The organism is Rhizobium sp. YS-1r (assembly GCF_000757525.1).
Taxonomy (GTDB): Bacteria; Pseudomonadota; Alphaproteobacteria; order Rhizobiales; family Rhizobiaceae; genus Neorhizobium; species Neorhizobium petrolearium.
On sequence record NZ_JPYQ01000006.1, the window covers coordinates 550,415 to 566,325 of the forward strand.

14 protein-coding genes are annotated in these 15,911 nt (G+C 62.0%); 12 read left to right on the forward strand and 2 right to left on the reverse strand.

Annotated features, from left to right (window positions below; all coding sequences use genetic code 11):
* Positions 1-13: 13 nt before the first annotated feature.
* Positions 14-1,738, reverse strand: a complete 1,725-nt coding sequence (locus tag JL39_RS06975) for an SMP-30/gluconolactonase/LRE family protein (RefSeq protein WP_052182714.1) — start codon at positions 1,736-1,738, stop codon at positions 14-16.
* Between the two features lie 142 nt (positions 1,739-1,880).
* On the opposite strand from JL39_RS06975, the gene JL39_RS31490 reads away from it, so the two are divergent.
* The 5 genes from JL39_RS31490 (at position 1,881) to JL39_RS07000 (ending at position 6,301) form a co-directional block, all read left to right on the forward strand.
* Complete coding sequence (locus JL39_RS31490; RefSeq protein ID WP_161784741.1) at positions 1,881-3,032, forward strand: mandelate racemase/muconate lactonizing enzyme family protein; 1,152 nt, start codon at positions 1,881-1,883, stop codon at positions 3,030-3,032.
* A gap of 30 nt (positions 3,033-3,062) precedes the next feature.
* Positions 3,063-3,986, forward strand: a complete 924-nt coding sequence (locus JL39_RS06985; protein ID WP_052182715.1) for a 2-dehydro-3-deoxygalactonokinase — start codon at positions 3,063-3,065, stop codon at positions 3,984-3,986.
* Position 3,987: 1 nt separating this feature from the next.
* Positions 3,988-4,917, forward strand: coding sequence for a 2-dehydro-3-deoxygalactonokinase (locus JL39_RS06990; protein WP_037147757.1), 930 nt, complete (start codon positions 3,988-3,990; stop codon positions 4,915-4,917).
* 14 nt (positions 4,918-4,931) lie between these two features.
* Positions 4,932-5,552: a 2-dehydro-3-deoxy-6-phosphogalactonate aldolase gene (locus JL39_RS06995; RefSeq protein ID WP_037147758.1), complete on the forward strand. Its 621-nt coding sequence runs from the start codon at positions 4,932-4,934 to the stop codon at positions 5,550-5,552.
* Positions 5,553-5,650: 98 nt separating this feature from the next.
* Entirely contained in the window at positions 5,651-6,301 is a 651-nt protein-coding gene (locus JL39_RS07000) for a class I SAM-dependent methyltransferase (protein WP_037147760.1), read from the forward strand.
* A 110-nt stretch (positions 6,302-6,411) separates the two neighbouring features.
* Here the strand turns inward: JL39_RS07000 and JL39_RS07005 are convergent, their stop codons facing one another.
* Positions 6,412-7,263: a MurR/RpiR family transcriptional regulator gene (locus JL39_RS07005; RefSeq protein ID WP_037147763.1), complete on the reverse strand. Its 852-nt coding sequence runs from the start codon at positions 7,261-7,263 to the stop codon at positions 6,412-6,414.
* A 233-nt stretch (positions 7,264-7,496) separates the two neighbouring features.
* Between JL39_RS07005 and murA the strand changes: the two genes are divergently transcribed.
* The 7 genes from murA (at position 7,497) to JL39_RS07040 (ending at position 15,904) form a co-directional block, all read left to right on the forward strand.
* The gene (gene murA / locus JL39_RS07010) at positions 7,497-8,753 is read left to right on the forward strand and encodes a UDP-N-acetylglucosamine 1-carboxyvinyltransferase (protein ID WP_037147765.1); all 1,257 of its coding nucleotides are present in this window, start codon (positions 7,497-7,499) and stop codon (positions 8,751-8,753) included.
* Positions 8,750-9,631: an N-acetylglucosamine kinase gene (locus JL39_RS07015; protein WP_037147768.1), complete on the forward strand. Its 882-nt coding sequence runs from the start codon at positions 8,750-8,752 to the stop codon at positions 9,629-9,631. The genes murA and JL39_RS07015 overlap by 4 nt, the downstream gene beginning before the upstream one ends.
* 180 nt (positions 9,632-9,811) lie before the next feature.
* Complete coding sequence (gene murQ, locus JL39_RS07020) at positions 9,812-10,735, forward strand: N-acetylmuramic acid 6-phosphate etherase (RefSeq protein WP_037147770.1); 924 nt, start codon at positions 9,812-9,814, stop codon at positions 10,733-10,735.
* Positions 10,736-10,808: 73 nt separating this feature from the next.
* Positions 10,809-12,332, forward strand: a complete 1,524-nt coding sequence (locus JL39_RS07025; RefSeq protein ID WP_037147771.1) for an ABC transporter substrate-binding protein — start codon at positions 10,809-10,811, stop codon at positions 12,330-12,332.
* Positions 12,333-12,366: 34 nt separating this feature from the next.
* Positions 12,367-13,329 (forward strand): ABC transporter permease, encoded by a 963-nt coding sequence (locus JL39_RS07030; protein WP_037147774.1) that lies wholly within the window; start codon positions 12,367-12,369, stop codon positions 13,327-13,329.
* Positions 13,329-14,168, forward strand: a complete 840-nt coding sequence (locus JL39_RS07035; protein WP_200883919.1) for an ABC transporter permease — start codon at positions 13,329-13,331, stop codon at positions 14,166-14,168. Before JL39_RS07030 ends, JL39_RS07035 begins: the two co-directional genes overlap by 1 nt.
* On the forward strand, positions 14,165-15,904 hold the full coding sequence (locus tag JL39_RS07040; RefSeq protein WP_037147777.1) for an ABC transporter ATP-binding protein: 1,740 nt from the start codon (positions 14,165-14,167) through the stop codon (positions 15,902-15,904). Before JL39_RS07035 ends, JL39_RS07040 begins: the two co-directional genes overlap by 4 nt.
* The last annotated feature ends 7 nt before the right edge of the window (positions 15,905-15,911 follow it).

Here is a 15,911-nt window from a genome sequence, read left to right on the forward strand (position 1 = left end):
CATGTCGTCCTGTTCAGCCTGCAAACATCTGCGCAGGCTGGCCCTTAATGCCGGTATCGATGGCAAACACGCTGCCGGAAAGCGGCGCCTCGCCGAGTTGCGCAGCCGAAAGCCGGATGCGCGCCGAGGTGACGAACAGGGTCTGCATGTCCGGTCCGCCGAAAACGCAGCTCGTCGGGCGCGGCACGGGCAGATTGACGACCCGCTCCACCTTGCCCTCGGGATCGTAGCGAGTGACGCACCACCCGTCCCAATGGGCAATCCAGAGAAAACCTTCGGCATCGACGGTCATGCCGTCCGGCTTGCCTTCGGCTTCCGGCACGGTGATGAACACCCGCCGGTTGGCGATTTCCCCGCTTTCGATATCGAAATCATAGGCATAGATGGTCTGGCGGTTGGTGTCCGTGAAATAGAAGATGCGGTCGTCCGGGCTCCACCCGAGCCCGTTCGAGACATGGAAACCGCGATCCATCTCACGCGCCCGGCCGTCCGGATCGATGCGCCAGAGCCGGCCCTGATCCGGCGTCGTATCGATCGCCAAGGTGCCCGCCCAAAGTCGCCCGCGACGATCGCATTTGCCGTCGTTGAACCGGTTACCGGGGCGATCCGCCTCCGGACGCGCGATCGTCGTGATGTCCCCGGTTGAAAGATCGATACCTCGGATCTCGCCATGCATCGCAGCGACAAATCCGCCCCGCGAGCGTGGGATCACGAAGCCGATCAGTTCCGGCACCTGCATGGAGGTATAGGTGCCTTTAGCCGGATCGCCGATATGGATCGCAGGCGCCAGGATATCGACGAAATAGAGCTTCTTGTGCTCCGGCGACCAATGCGGACCTTCGCCGAGGAACGTGCTTGCCGGAATGACGCAGCGCACATCGGCGCGATCGGGACCGAGAGGGCGCGGCTTGACCGCAAGCGACATGGGGAATTCTCCAAAATTGCCGGAGGTGCGGCGTGCCGCCTCGATGACGTCGCGGCCGAAGGCGTGCAGTCGGTCGACGGGAAGGCGGAACGAGGGCCCGATGATGCCGATCGCGCCGATCGGCTCACCGCGATGGTTGAGGACAGGAGCCGCGACCGAGGAAATGCCGATATGCTGCTCGTCCACCGAAACCGCGTAGCCGCGTGCCTTGGTGAGATCGAGCTGTCGGCTGAGTTCCTCCGGATTGACGATCGTGTTCGGCGTCAAGCGTTCGAGCTCAATACCGTCGAGCAGCGCCCGGCGCTTTTCAAGCGACAAATGTGCCAGGATCGCCTTGCCGAGGCCGCTCGCATGAGGCGCGGCACGCGAACCGACGCCGTTGTTGAGGCGGAGCGGCTGCGGCACCTCCCGCTGGTCGATATAGAGAATGCTATCGCCATCCAGCACCCCGAGGCGGATCGCCTCGCCGGTAAGATCGCGAAGCCGCGCCAGCTCCGGTTCGGCCGCGCCGCGCAGATCGAAATTGTCCCATACCTTATGCGCCCACTGAAAAAGCCGCGGGGCCAATCTGTAGACCTGGTCGCGCGCGTCGAAAGCGAGCAGCCGCTCATCGACAAGCGCCTGAAGCAGCCGGTGCAGAGTGCCCTTCGGCAACTGGGTCTGGTCGAGCAGTTCGGTGAAGCGCAGCCCGCGGGTTTCAGCCGCCACCGCATCGACGATCTGGATGCCACGCGTCAACGCCTGGACGCCAGGTACGCCCTGCGTATCGTTCGCAACATCCTTCTCGATCGTCTCCAATTGTACCTTGGCCATGTCCTCTCCCAAGCAGCGCCGTCGCTCGCCTGTACGCACAGCATGCCGCCTCGCTCTTGCCAAGAGAGTTATCTTGGAACTAAGTTCCATGTCAATAACGAAACTGAAGCGGCCGCTGAAGAGGCCCGGACGGGAGGATATTGTGCGTATTACCAAAGTGGACCATTGGCTGGTCCGTATGCCTTTCACCGAGGATATCCTCTGGGGTTCGGGCCGGCGGTTCGGCACGACCCGGTTGATCTGCCGAATCGAGACAGACACAGGGATCATCGGCTGGGGTGAAACGATTTCGCTGATAGCCAATGTGCCAGCCGTTTTCGCCGATATCGTCGCGCCTCTGGCAATCGGCTATCCGATCGCCGATGCCGAGCGATTCCACCGGCATGTGCTGGGCGCCGGCTTCTATCATCACAAGCGTGCCGCAGTGATGGCGATCTGCGCCATGGAAATGGCCATGTGGGATGCGCTCGGCAAGCAGGCCGGTCTTCCCCTGTATGGCCTATGGGGCGGTCGCTGGCGCCAGGATGTCGAGGCTGCGGCCTATCTCTTCACCAACGACCCGCAAGGCCTGTCGGAACGGCTGAAGCGCTTCCTCGATCTCGGCTATACGACTTTCAAGGTAAAGATTGGCTTCGACGAGAAAAGCGACATCACACTCGCGGAAACCGCGCGAAGGGTGATCGGCGACCATCCGCTGCGGCTCGACGTCAACGGCGCCTGGAATCCCGCGACCGCCAAGCGCCAGCTTGAAAAACTGAAGGCCTTCGATCCCGCCTATGTGGAACAGCCGCTGGAACTCGACGACCTCGCCGGCCATGCGGCACTGGTGGCCCGATCTGCCGTGCCGATTGCGCTGGATGAGAGCGCCTATACGCTCTCCGATGTCGGCAACATCGTCCGGGCGAACGCGGCCGATGTGGTACTGCTCGACCCGCACGAGGCGGGCGGCCTCTGGCAGACGATCAAAGCGGCGGCAATCTGTGAATCGGTCGGCATTCCCGTGACGCTGCATTCCGGCGCCGAACTCGCGCTCTCCCAATCGGCCTATATCCATTTAGCCGCCTCGCTGCCGAATATGTCGATCGCCATCGACACGGAACGCGCCTATCTCGGCGGGGATATCTCCCCCAATCCGCCGGCCTTGAAGAATGGTCGCTTTCAGGTACCGGAAGGTCCAGGGCTCGGCGTCGAAGTGGATGTCGGTGAGCTCGAAAAATACCGTGTCACCGGTATTGCCGGCGCCTACCTCGATACGGAACGCAGGGACTGGTTCCCGGTGAAACCCGCCTACTGACCTCAAGCTCGCCTATAGGATCATTCCCCCATGTATATTGCCATCGAATGGACTTCCGCCGCCTTTCGCGCGCTGCTTCTCAACGACAAGACCGTGCTCGGCGAAAAGAAGAGCGCGCGCGGTACGAACAGGGTTAAAAACGGCGCTTTCGAAGCGGCACTCCGTGAAGAACTCGGCGACTGGGTCGAAAAGGCGGAAATGATCCTGTTTTCGGGTATGGTCACCAGCCGCAACGGCTGGATCGAAAGCCCCTTCGCACCGGTTCCGGCCGGGCCTGCCGATCTCTCCGTTCAGGCCGTCACACATCACGTGGAGGGCCTGCCGCCGCTCGTCTTTCTGCCCGGCATCGCCCAGACGAAACCCTTGCCCGACGTCATGCGCGGCGAGGAAATGTCGCTCTTCGGGCTCACGGAAACGGACGGCCTCTTCGTGCTGCCAGGCCCGCATGCCAAATGGGTGACGATGGAAGGCGGCCTTATCAGTGCAATTACGACCTATATGTCCGGCGAAATCCTTGATCTGCTGAAAAAGGATTCGCTTGTCTCGCGGCTCATCCCTGCGACCTATGAGGAACAGCCGGACGCTTTCCGTCGCGGCGTTCAGACCGCCTGTGAACAAGGCGCCCTACCCGGCCGTATTCTCGCCCGTATTTTCTCTGCCCGCAGCCTCGTGCTCTTCGACGAGCTTGGACCTGAAGAGATCGCAGACTACCTCGCAGGCCTCATGATCGGCGCGGAAATCGCCGAAGCGCTGGGCGAAGACGAATCCGGAAAGATCAGCATTGTCGGCCACACGCCGCTCGCCGGACGCTATAAGACTGCGCTTGAACTTTTCGGTGCTGAAGCGACTCTCGTAACACCCGACATTGCTGCCGGTTTTCGCCGCATCGCCTCTCGACAGGGTGATGCGGCACAGGCTATCGAGGAGGCGAAAATCGCTTCCGGAGGAATCTGATATGCCTACACCGACCTCGATCATCCTCGATTGGGGAACGAGTTCGCTGCGCGCCATGCTGGTCTCGGAAACCGGTGAAACGCTCGATACTCGGGAATCGTCGAGTGGCGGCATCCAGTTCGTCAAAGACGGCGCATTCGAGGCGGCGCTGATGCAGGCGGTCGGCGAATGGTTCTCCGCCCACGGCCCGTTGCCGGTACTGGCAACCGGCATGATCACCAGCCGCAACGGCTGGGTCGAGGTGCCCTATGTCGACACGCCGGGCGGCGTCGCCGAACTCGCCGCTGGCACGCGCAAGCTGACATTGCAGAACGGCGCTGTCATCACCTTTCTACCGGGGATGCGCGATCCGGCGGCGAAGCCTTTTCCGGATGTCATGCGCGGCGAGGAAACCCAGATCGTCGGTTTCGGCCTAGATCGCGATCGGACGCTCGTGCTTCCAGGCACTCACAGCAAATGGGCGCGGATCAAGGCGGGCCGTATCGACAGTTTCCAGACCTATGCGACCGGCGAGGTCTTCGCATTGCTGACAAAGCACTCCTTCATTGCCAAGGCGCAGGATCCCGTGCCCGGCGCTGAGCCCGACTGGCAGAGCTTCGGGCGCGGCGTGGAATTCGCAGCGAGCAACAGTGCTGCTGCCGACGCCTTCCTCTCGGCGATCTTCAGCGCCCGCACCGGCGTCCTCGACGGTAGGCTGAAGCCCGAAAACATTCTCGATTACGTCTCCGGCCTTATCATCGGCTCGGAGTTCCGCCAGGCCCGCGCCGCCGGCTGGTTCAAGGCCGGCGAGACGATCGGCATCGTCGGCAACAATGTGTTGAACAGTCGTTACGGCCGCGTCGCGCCGCTCTTCGATCTCACCGTCGAACCTGGCCCCGATAATGCCGCCAAGCGCGGTATCCTGCTGATTGCGGCCGAAGCCGCCAAGTGACAAGGAGTCCCGACATGACCTTCGAAGAGGCGCTCAAGGCCTGCAATCTCGTTGCCATCCTGCGCGGCATCAAGCCGGAAGAGGCTGAAAGCATCGGCGAAGTCCTGATCGAGGCCGGTTGGCGGATCATCGAAGTGCCGCTCAACTCTCCCGAACCGCTGAAGAGCATCGAAAGGCTCGTCAAGCGTTTCGGCGACAAGGCGCTGATCGGTGCCGGCACGGTATTGACCCCCACTCAGGTTACTGATGTCGCAGCAACCGGTGCGAAGGTGATCATTTCTCCGAACGCGAACCCGGCCGTCATCAAGGCCTCGCGTGCGGCCGGCATGGTGAGCCTCCCTGGAGTCGCAACGCCGACAGAAGCCTTCGCGGCAATTGAAGCCGGTGCGACCGGCATCAAAGCCTTCCCGGCTGAAGCGATCCCGCCGCTGATCATCAAGGCCTGGAAGGCCGTGCTGCCGAAAGAGATTCCCGTGCTTGCCGTCGGCGGCGTGACGCCGGAAAACATGCCCGCCTACGTTCAGGCAGGTGCGGCCGGTTTCGGCATCGGATCGTCCCTTTACAAACCCGGTACAGACATCGCATCCGTCGCAGAAAAGGCGAGGAAATTCATCGAGGCCATGCGCGCCGAATGATGCAGACAGTCGCGGATACCAGCGCGGGGCCCGCGGCGCGGAACTATCGTTCTCCTCCTGAGTTTACCCGAAATAGGGGCTATCGGGAGGGGACGATCTTGGGTGCAATCCGCAACAGTGCCGAACATCAGCAGAAAGTGTATGAACGTTGGGCTCCGGTTTATGACCGGGTCTATCGAGGGCTATTGAGGGACGGACATCGAACGGTCGCAAAACTTGCGGGCGAAGCCGGACGCGATATTCTCGAAGTGGGCGTCGGCACCGGACTTGCCCTGTCCTACTATCCGCAACAGTGCAACGTCACCGGCATCGATCTGTCCGAACACATGATCGCCAAGGCACGCGAAAAGGTTGCCCGTCGCCGGCTCTTCCATGTCCGTGCATTGTATGTGATGGACGCGCACCGGCTGCAGTTTGCGGACCAGTCCTTCGATGTCGTCTGCCTGCCTTTCGTCATCACGCTGATCCCGGATCCGGAACGGGCACTCGATGAGTGCGCCCGCGTGCTGAGGCCCGGCGGAGAGATCATTATAGCCAGCAAGCTCGGCGACGGGCGCGGCCTTCAAGGAGCGATCGAGGAAGCGGTTGCTCCGCTCGTTCACCGGGTCGGCTGGAGCTCTGCCTTCCGCATTGGCCGGATTTGCAAATGGGCTGAACGCCGTGGCGATTTCGAAGTGGCGGAAATCCGTCGCGTCTTCCCGAACGGCTTCTTCAAGGTCATGCGCGTGAAGCATCGACTCAATGCCTAAAGCATGTCGCGCAAAAGTGTGCAGCGGTTTTCCGATAACGACATGCGTGAAAACAAGAATTTAAAGCGGGTCAAGCGAATCTGAAAGATTGCGACACGCTTTAAGAACCGTTAGCGAGCTTTCAGAACCGAGACCGCGAGTTCGCTGTTGTGGACATATTCGTTGGCATCCGGCTGACGCTGGACGAGCAGGATGAATAGAAGGTCCGTCAGCATGAGTTGCGCGTCGCGCACTGTGATCGACGACGAGCGGACGCGCTCCTCGTCCGCGACGGTATAGAGCCGGATATTGGCCACCTGCGTGAGCGGGCCGCCGTCGAGACCGGTGACCGCGATGACGGTCGCTCCCCGCTCTCTCGCCAGTTCGGCGATCCGCAACGTCTCGATGCTCGTGCCCGAATAGGAGAGCGCGAAGAGCACATCTTCCTTGCCGAGCGTTGAGGCATTGGCCATCTGCACGTGACTATCGCTGTCATGCAACACGTTGCGGCCGAGCTTCATCAGCTTATAGGAGAAATCGCGCGCAACCAGCGAGGATGCGCCAACGCCCGCCATATGGATGCGACGCGCCTTGTCGAGTGCCGTCAATGCCCGCTCGATCTCTGGCTCGCTGTTGACGGCGAGTGTCTGCTGCATCGACAGCATCTTGCTGCCAATCAACTTCTGCAGGATGGTGAGATAGCTGTCGCCGACCTCGATCGTGCCGTGGATCATGCCGGGCGGCGCATGCCACTCCTGGGCCTTTGCCTCGCTGACGGCGAGCTTCAGCTCCTGATATCCGGCAAAACCCAGCTTCTGGCTGAACTTCACCACGCTCGACTGGCTGCGGCCGGTCTCGGCGGCAAGTGCTGCGGAAGAGAGCCTCAGCATCTGGTCCGGATTGTCGAGAATGAACTGGCCGATCTGCCGGTCTGCCGGCGCCATGGCATCAAGCTGCGCGTTGATCTTCTTTAAGATTGACATGCGTTCTTCGAAAGCCTCGCGATACCGACCCTGTCCATCAGGCCGCGAAAGATAACACCGCAGCATCCCGCTGCAACACCCTTTCTGCCACCGACGGCATCATGAATTACCACAGATTACATCATACTTGGGAATAAAAAATTCCAAATGATTGACAGAAGCGCCCGGAGGTTTAGTTTCGGAAACTGGATAGGATCACTCAGGCTCTACGCGCCTTTTCGGCAGGTTTCGTCATGGACAGATTGCGGATTGTGGGGGGGCATCGACTGGAAGGCGCCGTCAGCATTGCGGGTGCCAAGAATGCCGCGTTGCCGCAGATAGCGGCCACCTTGCTCAGCCCCTATCCCGTTGAACTTACCAACCTTCCTTTGGTGAGCGACGTGGAAAACATGCTGGGCGTCGTCAGCCTGCATGGCGCCGAGATAACCCGATCCCCCCATTTCACTATTATCGACCCGAAGGCAATTGTCTCGAAGGAGACCTCCTACGATACCGTGCGCAAGATGCGAGCCACTGTGCTCGTCCTTGCGCCGTTACTCGCCCGCTTCGGCCATGCTCGCGTGTCGATGCCGGGCGGCTGCGCCATCGGCGCTCGGCCAGTCGACATGCATATCAAGGCACTGGCAGCGCTCGGTGCGGATATCGACGTAGAAAGCGGCTTGATCGTCGCTTCGGCACCAGGCGGGCTCAAGGGAGCGCGCATCGTGCTCGCCTCGCCTTCCGTCGGCGCCACCGAAACCGCAATGATGGCGGCGACCTCTGCAAAGGGTGAAACGGAGATCCTGAATGCCGCGCGGGAGCCGGAAGTCGCCGACCTCGCCGCCTGTCTCATCGCCATGGGTGCACGTATTGAGGGTGCCGGCACTCATCGCATACTCGTCGAAGGCTCGACGAGCTGGCAGCCAGCCAAGCATCACAGCATCCCGGATCGCATCGAAGCGGGCACCTATGCGGTGGCGGCAGCAATCACCGGCGGCATGCTGGAGCTCATCAACGCCCGGCTGGAGAACATGGCCTCGGTCGTGCAGGTGCTGGAGGCCATGGGCGTCAGCGTCTGGCCGAGCGACCGCGGTCTCGTCGTCTCGCGCGACGGACCTTTGAGAGCGACCGACATCACCACGGAACCCTATCCGGGCTTCCCGACCGACCTGCAGGCACAATTCATGGCGTTGGCTGCCTGCGCGGAAGGCGCTTCGCTGATCCGCGAAACCGTGTTCGAAAGCCGGTTCATGCACGTGCCTGAACTGATGCGGCTTGGCGCCAATATAGCACTGCAGGGCACGACGGCGCTGGTGCGCGGTGGCGCACCGCTGAAAGGTGCCCAGGTCATGGCGACAGACCTGCGCGCCTCCGTTTCTCTCGTTCTCGCTGGGCTCGTGTCCAAGGGGGAAACCGTCGTCAACCGCGTTTATCATCTCGATCGTGGTTACGAACAGCTCGATCGCAAACTCCGCCTTTGCGGCGCCGACATCGAGCGGCTGAGCGAATGACGGGTACTCCGCACTATTTCCTGGGAGTCGACGGCGGCGGCACCGGCTGCCGAGCCCGCGTCGAGGACGGTTCCGGCGCGGTTTTGGGTCAAGGTCTCTCAGGCCCCGCCACCACGCGGCTCGGCATCGAGGAGGCCTGGGCATCGATATCTCGCGCCTTCAACGCCGCCCTTGATGAGGCCGGGTTCGGCCAGGATGAGATCGCCTATACCCATGTCGGCATAGGCCTGGCGGGAGCGAGCCGCAGGGATATATTCGAGGCCCTGAAGGCGATCCCTCACCCCTTCGCCAGTCTGGATTTCGTCAACGACGGCATGAGCGCCTGCCTCGGCGCGCATTCGGGCCGCGACGGCGCGATCGTGATCGCCGGTACCGGCTCGATCGGCCTGGGCTTTGTGGAAGGACGCAACCTGCGCATCGGCGGCTACGGCTTTCCGATCTCCGACGAGGGTAGCGGCGCGGATCTGGGACTGAAGGCAATCCAGCTTGCGCTTCGTGCCAATGACGGTCGGATCGAGAAGACTGCCCTTCTAATGGAGATCATGCAACGCTTCCATGACGATCCCATGGAGACCGTTGCCTGGATGGATCGCGCCACCGCGACGGACTATGCAGCACTCGCTCCCATGGTCATGCGCCATGCGGACCAGGGGGATTCCGTCGGCCGCCGGATCGTCCAGAGTGCGGCGGAACAGATCGACACGCTGGTACGCACCCTCTTCGATCTCGGTGCCCCGCGCGTGACCTTGCTTGGCGGCCTTTCGACCCCGCTCGAACCCTGGCTGGCGCCCGACGTCCGCCGCCGCCTGAAGCCTGCCGATGGCGATGCCGTATCAGGCGCCATCATCCTCGCCCGCAAGGCCGCCGAAGCGCTCTGAGCGATCCGTTGCCGATCTGAAATTTATCGCCCAGAATGGAATAATATATTCCATTCTTCGATTGACTCCAGGAATGGATAATCCTAACCGTTTACGAAACGTAACGAAGGGCGACGAGGAGACGGCAGGACGCAGATATTGCGGAATGCAAAACCTCGGCCGGATCTCGAAAGCAGGGTCATGACGGACGCACGACTGATATCCGAACTGGAGAGACTCGTTTCGGAAGGCCGCAACCCCCGTTCCATGGATATTGATCTCCTGCCGACGATCGACGTGCTTCGGGAGATCAACGAGGAAGACAAGGGCGTCCCTGCCGCAGTCGAAAAAGTAATCCCCGAGATTGCCGAGGCCGTGGATGAGATCGTCAAAGCGTTCCAGAAAGGCGCGCGGCTCGTCTATATCGGCGCCGGCACCAGCGGACGTCTGGGTGTCCTCGATGCATCGGAATGCCCGCCCACTTTCAGCGTGCCGGAGGGCATGGTCGTCGGCCTGATTGCCGGCGGCACGCATGCCCTTCAGCACGCCGTCGAAGGAGCAGAAGATGACCCCGATCAGGGCCGTCGGGACCTTGTCGACATCGGGCTGACTGCGGACGACGTCGTGGTCGGCATCGCTGTGAGCGGTCGTACCCCCTATGTCATCGGTGCCTTGAACTATGCCAGGGAAATTGGAGCCAAGACCGTTGCCCTGTCCTGCAATCCGGTGTCGGTGATCGCGGCAATCGCCGATATCGCCATCTCGCCGGTGGTCGGGCCTGAAATCCTGACCGGCTCCACGCGGCTGAAATCCGGTACGGCGCAGAAGCTCGTGCTCAACATGCTGACGACGGCGAGCATGATCCGCATCGGCAAGACCTACCAGAACCTGATGGTCGATGTGCACGCGAGCAACCAGAAGCTCGTCGCGCGCGCCGCGCGTATCGTCATGCAGGCGACCGGCTGTGAACCGGAAGAGGCGCGGCGCGTCCTCGACCTGACCGGCAATGACGTCAAGCTGGCGATCCTGATCCAGCTTACGGGAATGGATGTCGATGCGGCTCGCACAGCGCTTAACAATGCCGGAGGCTTCCTTCGGAAAGCAATAAATGGGAAGACAGCGTAAAGCTGCTGAATGAAGGCCGCGATCGCTTGCAGCGGGTCGGCGGAAGGCAACAATATCGAGAGGGAGAATTGAAATGGGAAGGTTTTTTTCGACAAGACTGGTTTCCGGCCTGGCACTCGCTGCGGCACTGGGGACCGCGATCGTAACCACTCCTGCTTCGGCGGCCACACTGCGCATGGCCTGGTCGCAGGACGCGACGGGCCTCGATCCGCACAAGCAGACTGCATTTTCTTCGATCCGCCTGCTTGAACTGATCTACGAGCCGCTGGTGCGCTTCGACAAGGATCTGCAGCTCGTTCCTGCGGTTGCAGCCTCGTGGCAGTTTTCCGCCGACGGCAAGGAACTGACCTTCAAGCTCGACCCGAATGCCAAATTCCAGGACGGCAACCCCGTCACCCCCGCGGACGTGAAGGCTTCCTTCGAGCGTGTCCTCGACGAGAAAACGGCCGCCGCGGCACGCGCCAACTTCCGGTCCATCGCCAGTATTGAGACGCCCGATGACAAGACGGTCGTCTTCAAGCTCTCGCAGCCGGATGTGCCGCTTCTGACCGCAATGGCCAGCATCAACGCGGCCATCGTTCCTGCAGCCGAGATCGCTGCCGGTTCGATCGGCACGAAAGCGCTCGGTTCCGGCCCCTTCAAGCTGGAAAAGTGGGACCCCAACTCCAAGGAAATGCTCACCGCCAACAAGGATTGGGCCGGCGGGAAAGTGGCAGTCGACGGCATCGACATCAGCGTCCTGCCGGACGAAACGGCAATTCTTGCTTCCCTGCGCACCAAGCAGATCGATTTCGCGCTTCTGAACGATCCGCTTGTCGCCACCCTCGTGCCGAAGGAAGCAAACCTGACGCTCAACCGCACCCCGGTGCTGGCCTATCACGTTCTCCAACTGAACCCGTCCCGCAAGCCGATGAACGAACTTGCCGTCCGGCAGGCAATTTCCTGCGCGATCGACCGCCAGGACGTCCTCGACACGGCCTCCGTCGGCGAAGGCAAAGTGACCGGCCCGCTGACCATGCCGGGCTACACGACCGACGCCAGCCAGCTCTTCTGCTACAAGCGCGACGTTGAAAAGGCCAAGAAGCTGATGGCCGACGCGGGTTTTGCGGAGGGCTTCTCGGCAACCGTCATCGCCGCCAATGGCGAACCCGCGACGGCGGCTGCCGAAGCGCAGGTCATCCAGTCGCAGCTCGCAGAGATCGGCGTCAAGCTCGACATCAAGATGATGGAACTGAACGTCTATGTCGACGCCTGGCTGAAGGGCGATTTCGATATGGCCGTCGCTCTGAACGGCGGGCGTGCCGATCCCTACTCCATGTACAACCGCTACTGGACCAAGGCCGGCAATCTGCAGAAAGTCGCCAACTATATCGATGACACGCTGGACAGCCTGATGCAGAAAGGACGCGAGGAAACCGATCCCGCCAAGCGCAAGGCAATCTTCGCAGAATTTGAGAAGCACCTCGTTGAGGTATCGCCCTGGGTCTGGCTCTACACGTCCTACAGCTATACGGCGCAACAGAAGAACGTTCAGGGCTTCGTTCCGACGCCGGAGGGCTCGCTGTTCGGCCTGAGCAAGGTCAGCATCCAGCCCTGATGCCTGCAACGACGAATACGAGGTTGGCCCACCCATGAGTTACCTGACGCGACGGCTGCTTACCTTTCCGCTCGTCATGCTCGGAGTTTCCATCCTCGTCTTTGTGGCGATCCGTCTGGTGCCGGGCGATGCGATTACCGCCATGCTCGGCACGGAGGCCGGCCTTCTCACACCGGCTCAAAGAGACGCCCTGGCGAGCTATTTCGGCATCGATCAGCCGATCCTGGTGCAATATTGGCACTGGCTGCTCGGCGTTTTCCAGGGCGATCTCGGCATTTCCGTCACCTATGGCAAGCCGGTGCTCGGCGTCATCCTGGAGCGTTTTCCGCTGACGCTGCAGCTCGCCTTGATGTCCATGTGCATCGCGTTGGCCGTCGGCCTGCCGGCCGGCGTGTTCGCAGCCACTCGCAATGAGAAGCTGTCCGATCTCGGCGTTCGCATCTTTGCTATGATCGGCCAGTCGACACCCAATTTCGTCGTCGGCCTGTTGATCATCTATGCGCTGTCGGCCGGCTTCGGCATCCTGCCGACCATGGGAGAGTTCACACCGCTTTTCACGGATCCGCTGCGCAATCTCGGCCAGATGATCCTGCCGGCCGTGACGCTCGGTTTTGCCTTCGCGGCCTCCGTCACTCGCATTTCCCGTTCAGCCATGCTGGATGTGCTGAGCGACGACTATGTGCGCACGGCCCGCAGCAAGGGCGTACCGAAGCGCAGCGTCATCTGGCGCCATGCACTGCCGAACGCCCTGATCCCGGTTGTCACGCTGAGTGGCGTCGAATTCGGCTACCTGCTCGGCGGCGCCGTGCTTGTCGAACAGATCTATGCCCTGCCCGGCCTCGGTCGCCTCGTTCTCGACGCGATTCTGCAGCGAGACTACGCGCTGGTGCAGGGCTGCGTGCTCTTCATTGCCTTCAATTTCATGGTGATCAACCTGCTCGTCGATCTTCTTTATGCCACGCTCGATCCCCGCATCCGTCTCGGAGAAGGCGGCTGATGGCGATGCTGCGTGCAATATTCTCTCATGCAAGCGGCAGGATCGGCGGCACCATCGTCGTGATCTACATCGTCGTCGCACTGCTCGGCATGTTCGATGTCACTCCGCACAATCCCCTGCAGCAATTCCGCATCGACCGGCTGCATGCACCGAACGCGGTCTACTGGATGGGTACCGATCTCTTCGGCCGCGACGTCGCGAGCCGGCTGATGAAAGGCGTCGGCCAGTCCTTCCTCGTCGGTTTCTGCTCGGTGACGCTTGCGACGCTTGCCGGCACCGTGCTCGGCCTTACCGCAGCATGGTTCGGCAAGGCCTGGGATGGTCTCGTCATGCGCGTCATGGACGTGCTGCTCGCCTTTCCGGCGATTCTGCTGGCGCTCCTGATCATCGCTATCGTCGGCCCCGGCACCTGGACGAGCATCGCGGCGATCGCGATCGTCTATACGCCGATCTTTACCCGCGTGGTGCGTGGCCCGGCGCTCTCCATCAAGTCGCGCGAATTCGTCGATGCCGCCCGCACCTTCGGCTCGAGCCGATACTATATCCTGACCCGCCACCTTCTCCTGAACCTCGTCGCGCCACTGACAGTGCAAGTCACGCTGGCGCTCGCCTGGTCGCTGCTGACGGAAGCCGGCCTGTCCTTCCTCGGTCTCGGCACCCAGCCGCCCGCCTCCTCGCTCGGCCTGATGCTGGCCGACAGCCGCAATCTCATGGAGACGGCCCCCTGGCTGCTGATCTTCCCGGCGCTGGCGATCATGGTGAGCATTCTCGGCTTCAACCTGCTCGGCGACGCGCTGCGCGACATCCTCGACCCCAAGACGCGGAGCAGGCCTGCATGACACCGCTTCTCTCCGTCTCGGCCTTGCGCGTCGGCTTCGGGCGGGACCCGATGAAAAACGAAATCGTCAAGGGCGTCAGCTTCAACCTCGATGCCGGAGAAACGCTGGCGATCGTCGGCGAAAGCGGCTCGGGCAAATCGGTAACGGCCCTTTCCATCAACCGTCTCGTCGATTTCGGAGGCGGCCGCATCATCGACGGCTCGATCAACCTCAGACGGCGTGACGGCAGCGTCCTCGATCTCGCTCAGGCCGGCGAACCCGCGCTGGAAAAGATCAGAGGCTCAGAGATCGGCATGATCTTCCAGGAGCCGATGACCTCGCTCAATCCCGTGCTGACCATCGGCACGCAGATCGAGGAATCGTTTCGCCTTCATCACGGCCTGACCGGTAGGCAGGCGACGGCCGCCGCCAAGGACGCGCTCGACCGGGTCCGCATTCCCGACGCGGCCCGGCGCCTGAAATATTGCCCGAACCAGCTCTCGGGCGGCATGCTCCAGCGCGTGATGATCGCGACCGCGCTCGCCTGCAATCCGCGCCTCTTGATCGCCGACGAGCCGACCACCGCGCTCGACGTGACCGTGCAGGCGCAGATCATGGCGCTGCTCGGCGAATTGAAGCGCGAGACCGGCATGGCGATGATCTTCATCACCCACGACATCGGTCTCGTTGCCGGCATTGCCGACAAGATCATGGTCATGCAGGCTGGCAAAGCGGTTGAGCAAGGCTCCCTGAATGATGTTCTCGACCGGCCACAGCATCCCTATACGCAGCATCTCTTGAGTGCCGTGCCGCATTTTGAATCCGGCCGGGCCGTCCGGTCCGATTTTCACCGAGAGGAGGCCAGTTCCCCTGCCCTGACAGTGGATGGCCTCACGGTGCGCTTCAAGGTCACGGGCGGCCTGCTCAATCGCTCGCCGGGCTCGGTCCACGCGGTGGAAAACGTCGGCTTCGACCTGATGCCCGGCGAAACGCTGGCGATTGTCGGCGAAAGCGGTTCGGGCAAGTCCACCACGGCGCGCGCCATTCTCGGCCTCGTCAGGCCGACCCGCGGCAGCTTCGCGAGCAACACGGGCAGCATCGCCGATGCGACCGATCCGAGCGTCCAGATGGTGTTCCAGAATCCCTATGCCTCGCTCAATCCGCGGCTGAGGATCGACAGCATTCTCGCCGAACCAGTGATCGCCGCCGGCGGCCGCGTCGATGCCGAAACGCGTGACAAGATGAAAGCGCTCCTGAAGCGCGTCGGTCTTCCGGAAGACAGTCTTGAGCGCTATCCGCACCAGTTCTCCGGCGGCCAGCGGCAGCGGCTCTGCATCGCCCGCGCGTTGATGCTCAATCCCTCCGTGGTGGTACTGGATGAAGCTGTCTCGGCGCTCGACGTTTCGGTGCAGGCGAAGGTTCTCGAACTGCTGGTCGATCTCCAGCGCGAATATGGGCTTGCCTATCTCTTCGTCTCGCACGACATGGCGGTGGTGGAACGCATCGCACATCGGATTGCGGTCCTCTATGCCGGTGAGATCGTCGAGATCGGCGATGCCGCTTCGGTGCTTTCAAATCCCAGGCATTCCTATACAAAGCGGCTGATTTCCGCCGTGCCGAGCATCGATCACCGCAACCAGCATTTCGAGATCGACACGCGCCAGGTCCCCTCGCTTGTCCGGCCGCCGGGCTTCGAGCCGCCGCCTGCCGAATGGCGCAGTTTCGGGCCGGACCACAGCGCACGGGCGGAAGCGTGAGGAGAGG

Coding starts and splice junctions, on each gene's coding strand:
- JL39_RS07040 (WP_037147777.1), top strand. CDS start 14,165: ATGACACCGCTTCTCTCCGTCTCGGCCTTGCGCGTCGGCTTCGGGCGG.
- JL39_RS06985 (WP_052182715.1), top strand. CDS start 3,063: ATGTATATTGCCATCGAATGGACTTCCGCCGCCTTTCGCGCGCTGCTT.
- JL39_RS06990 (WP_037147757.1), top strand. CDS start 3,988: ATGCCTACACCGACCTCGATCATCCTCGATTGGGGAACGAGTTCGCTG.
- murQ (WP_037147770.1), top strand. CDS start 9,812: ATGACGGACGCACGACTGATATCCGAACTGGAGAGACTCGTTTCGGAA.
- JL39_RS07005 (WP_037147763.1), bottom strand. CDS start 7,263: ATGTCAATCTTAAAGAAGATCAACGCGCAGCTTGATGCCATGGCGCCG.
- JL39_RS07025 (WP_037147771.1), top strand. CDS start 10,809: ATGGGAAGGTTTTTTTCGACAAGACTGGTTTCCGGCCTGGCACTCGCT.
- JL39_RS06995 (WP_037147758.1), top strand. CDS start 4,932: ATGACCTTCGAAGAGGCGCTCAAGGCCTGCAATCTCGTTGCCATCCTG.
- murA (WP_037147765.1), top strand. CDS start 7,497: ATGGACAGATTGCGGATTGTGGGGGGGCATCGACTGGAAGGCGCCGTC.
- JL39_RS07015 (WP_037147768.1), top strand. CDS start 8,750: ATGACGGGTACTCCGCACTATTTCCTGGGAGTCGACGGCGGCGGCACC.
- JL39_RS06975 (WP_052182714.1), bottom strand. CDS start 1,738: ATGGCCAAGGTACAATTGGAGACGATCGAGAAGGATGTTGCGAACGAT.
- JL39_RS07035 (WP_200883919.1), top strand. CDS start 13,329: ATGGCGATGCTGCGTGCAATATTCTCTCATGCAAGCGGCAGGATCGGC.
- JL39_RS07030 (WP_037147774.1), top strand. CDS start 12,367: ATGAGTTACCTGACGCGACGGCTGCTTACCTTTCCGCTCGTCATGCTC.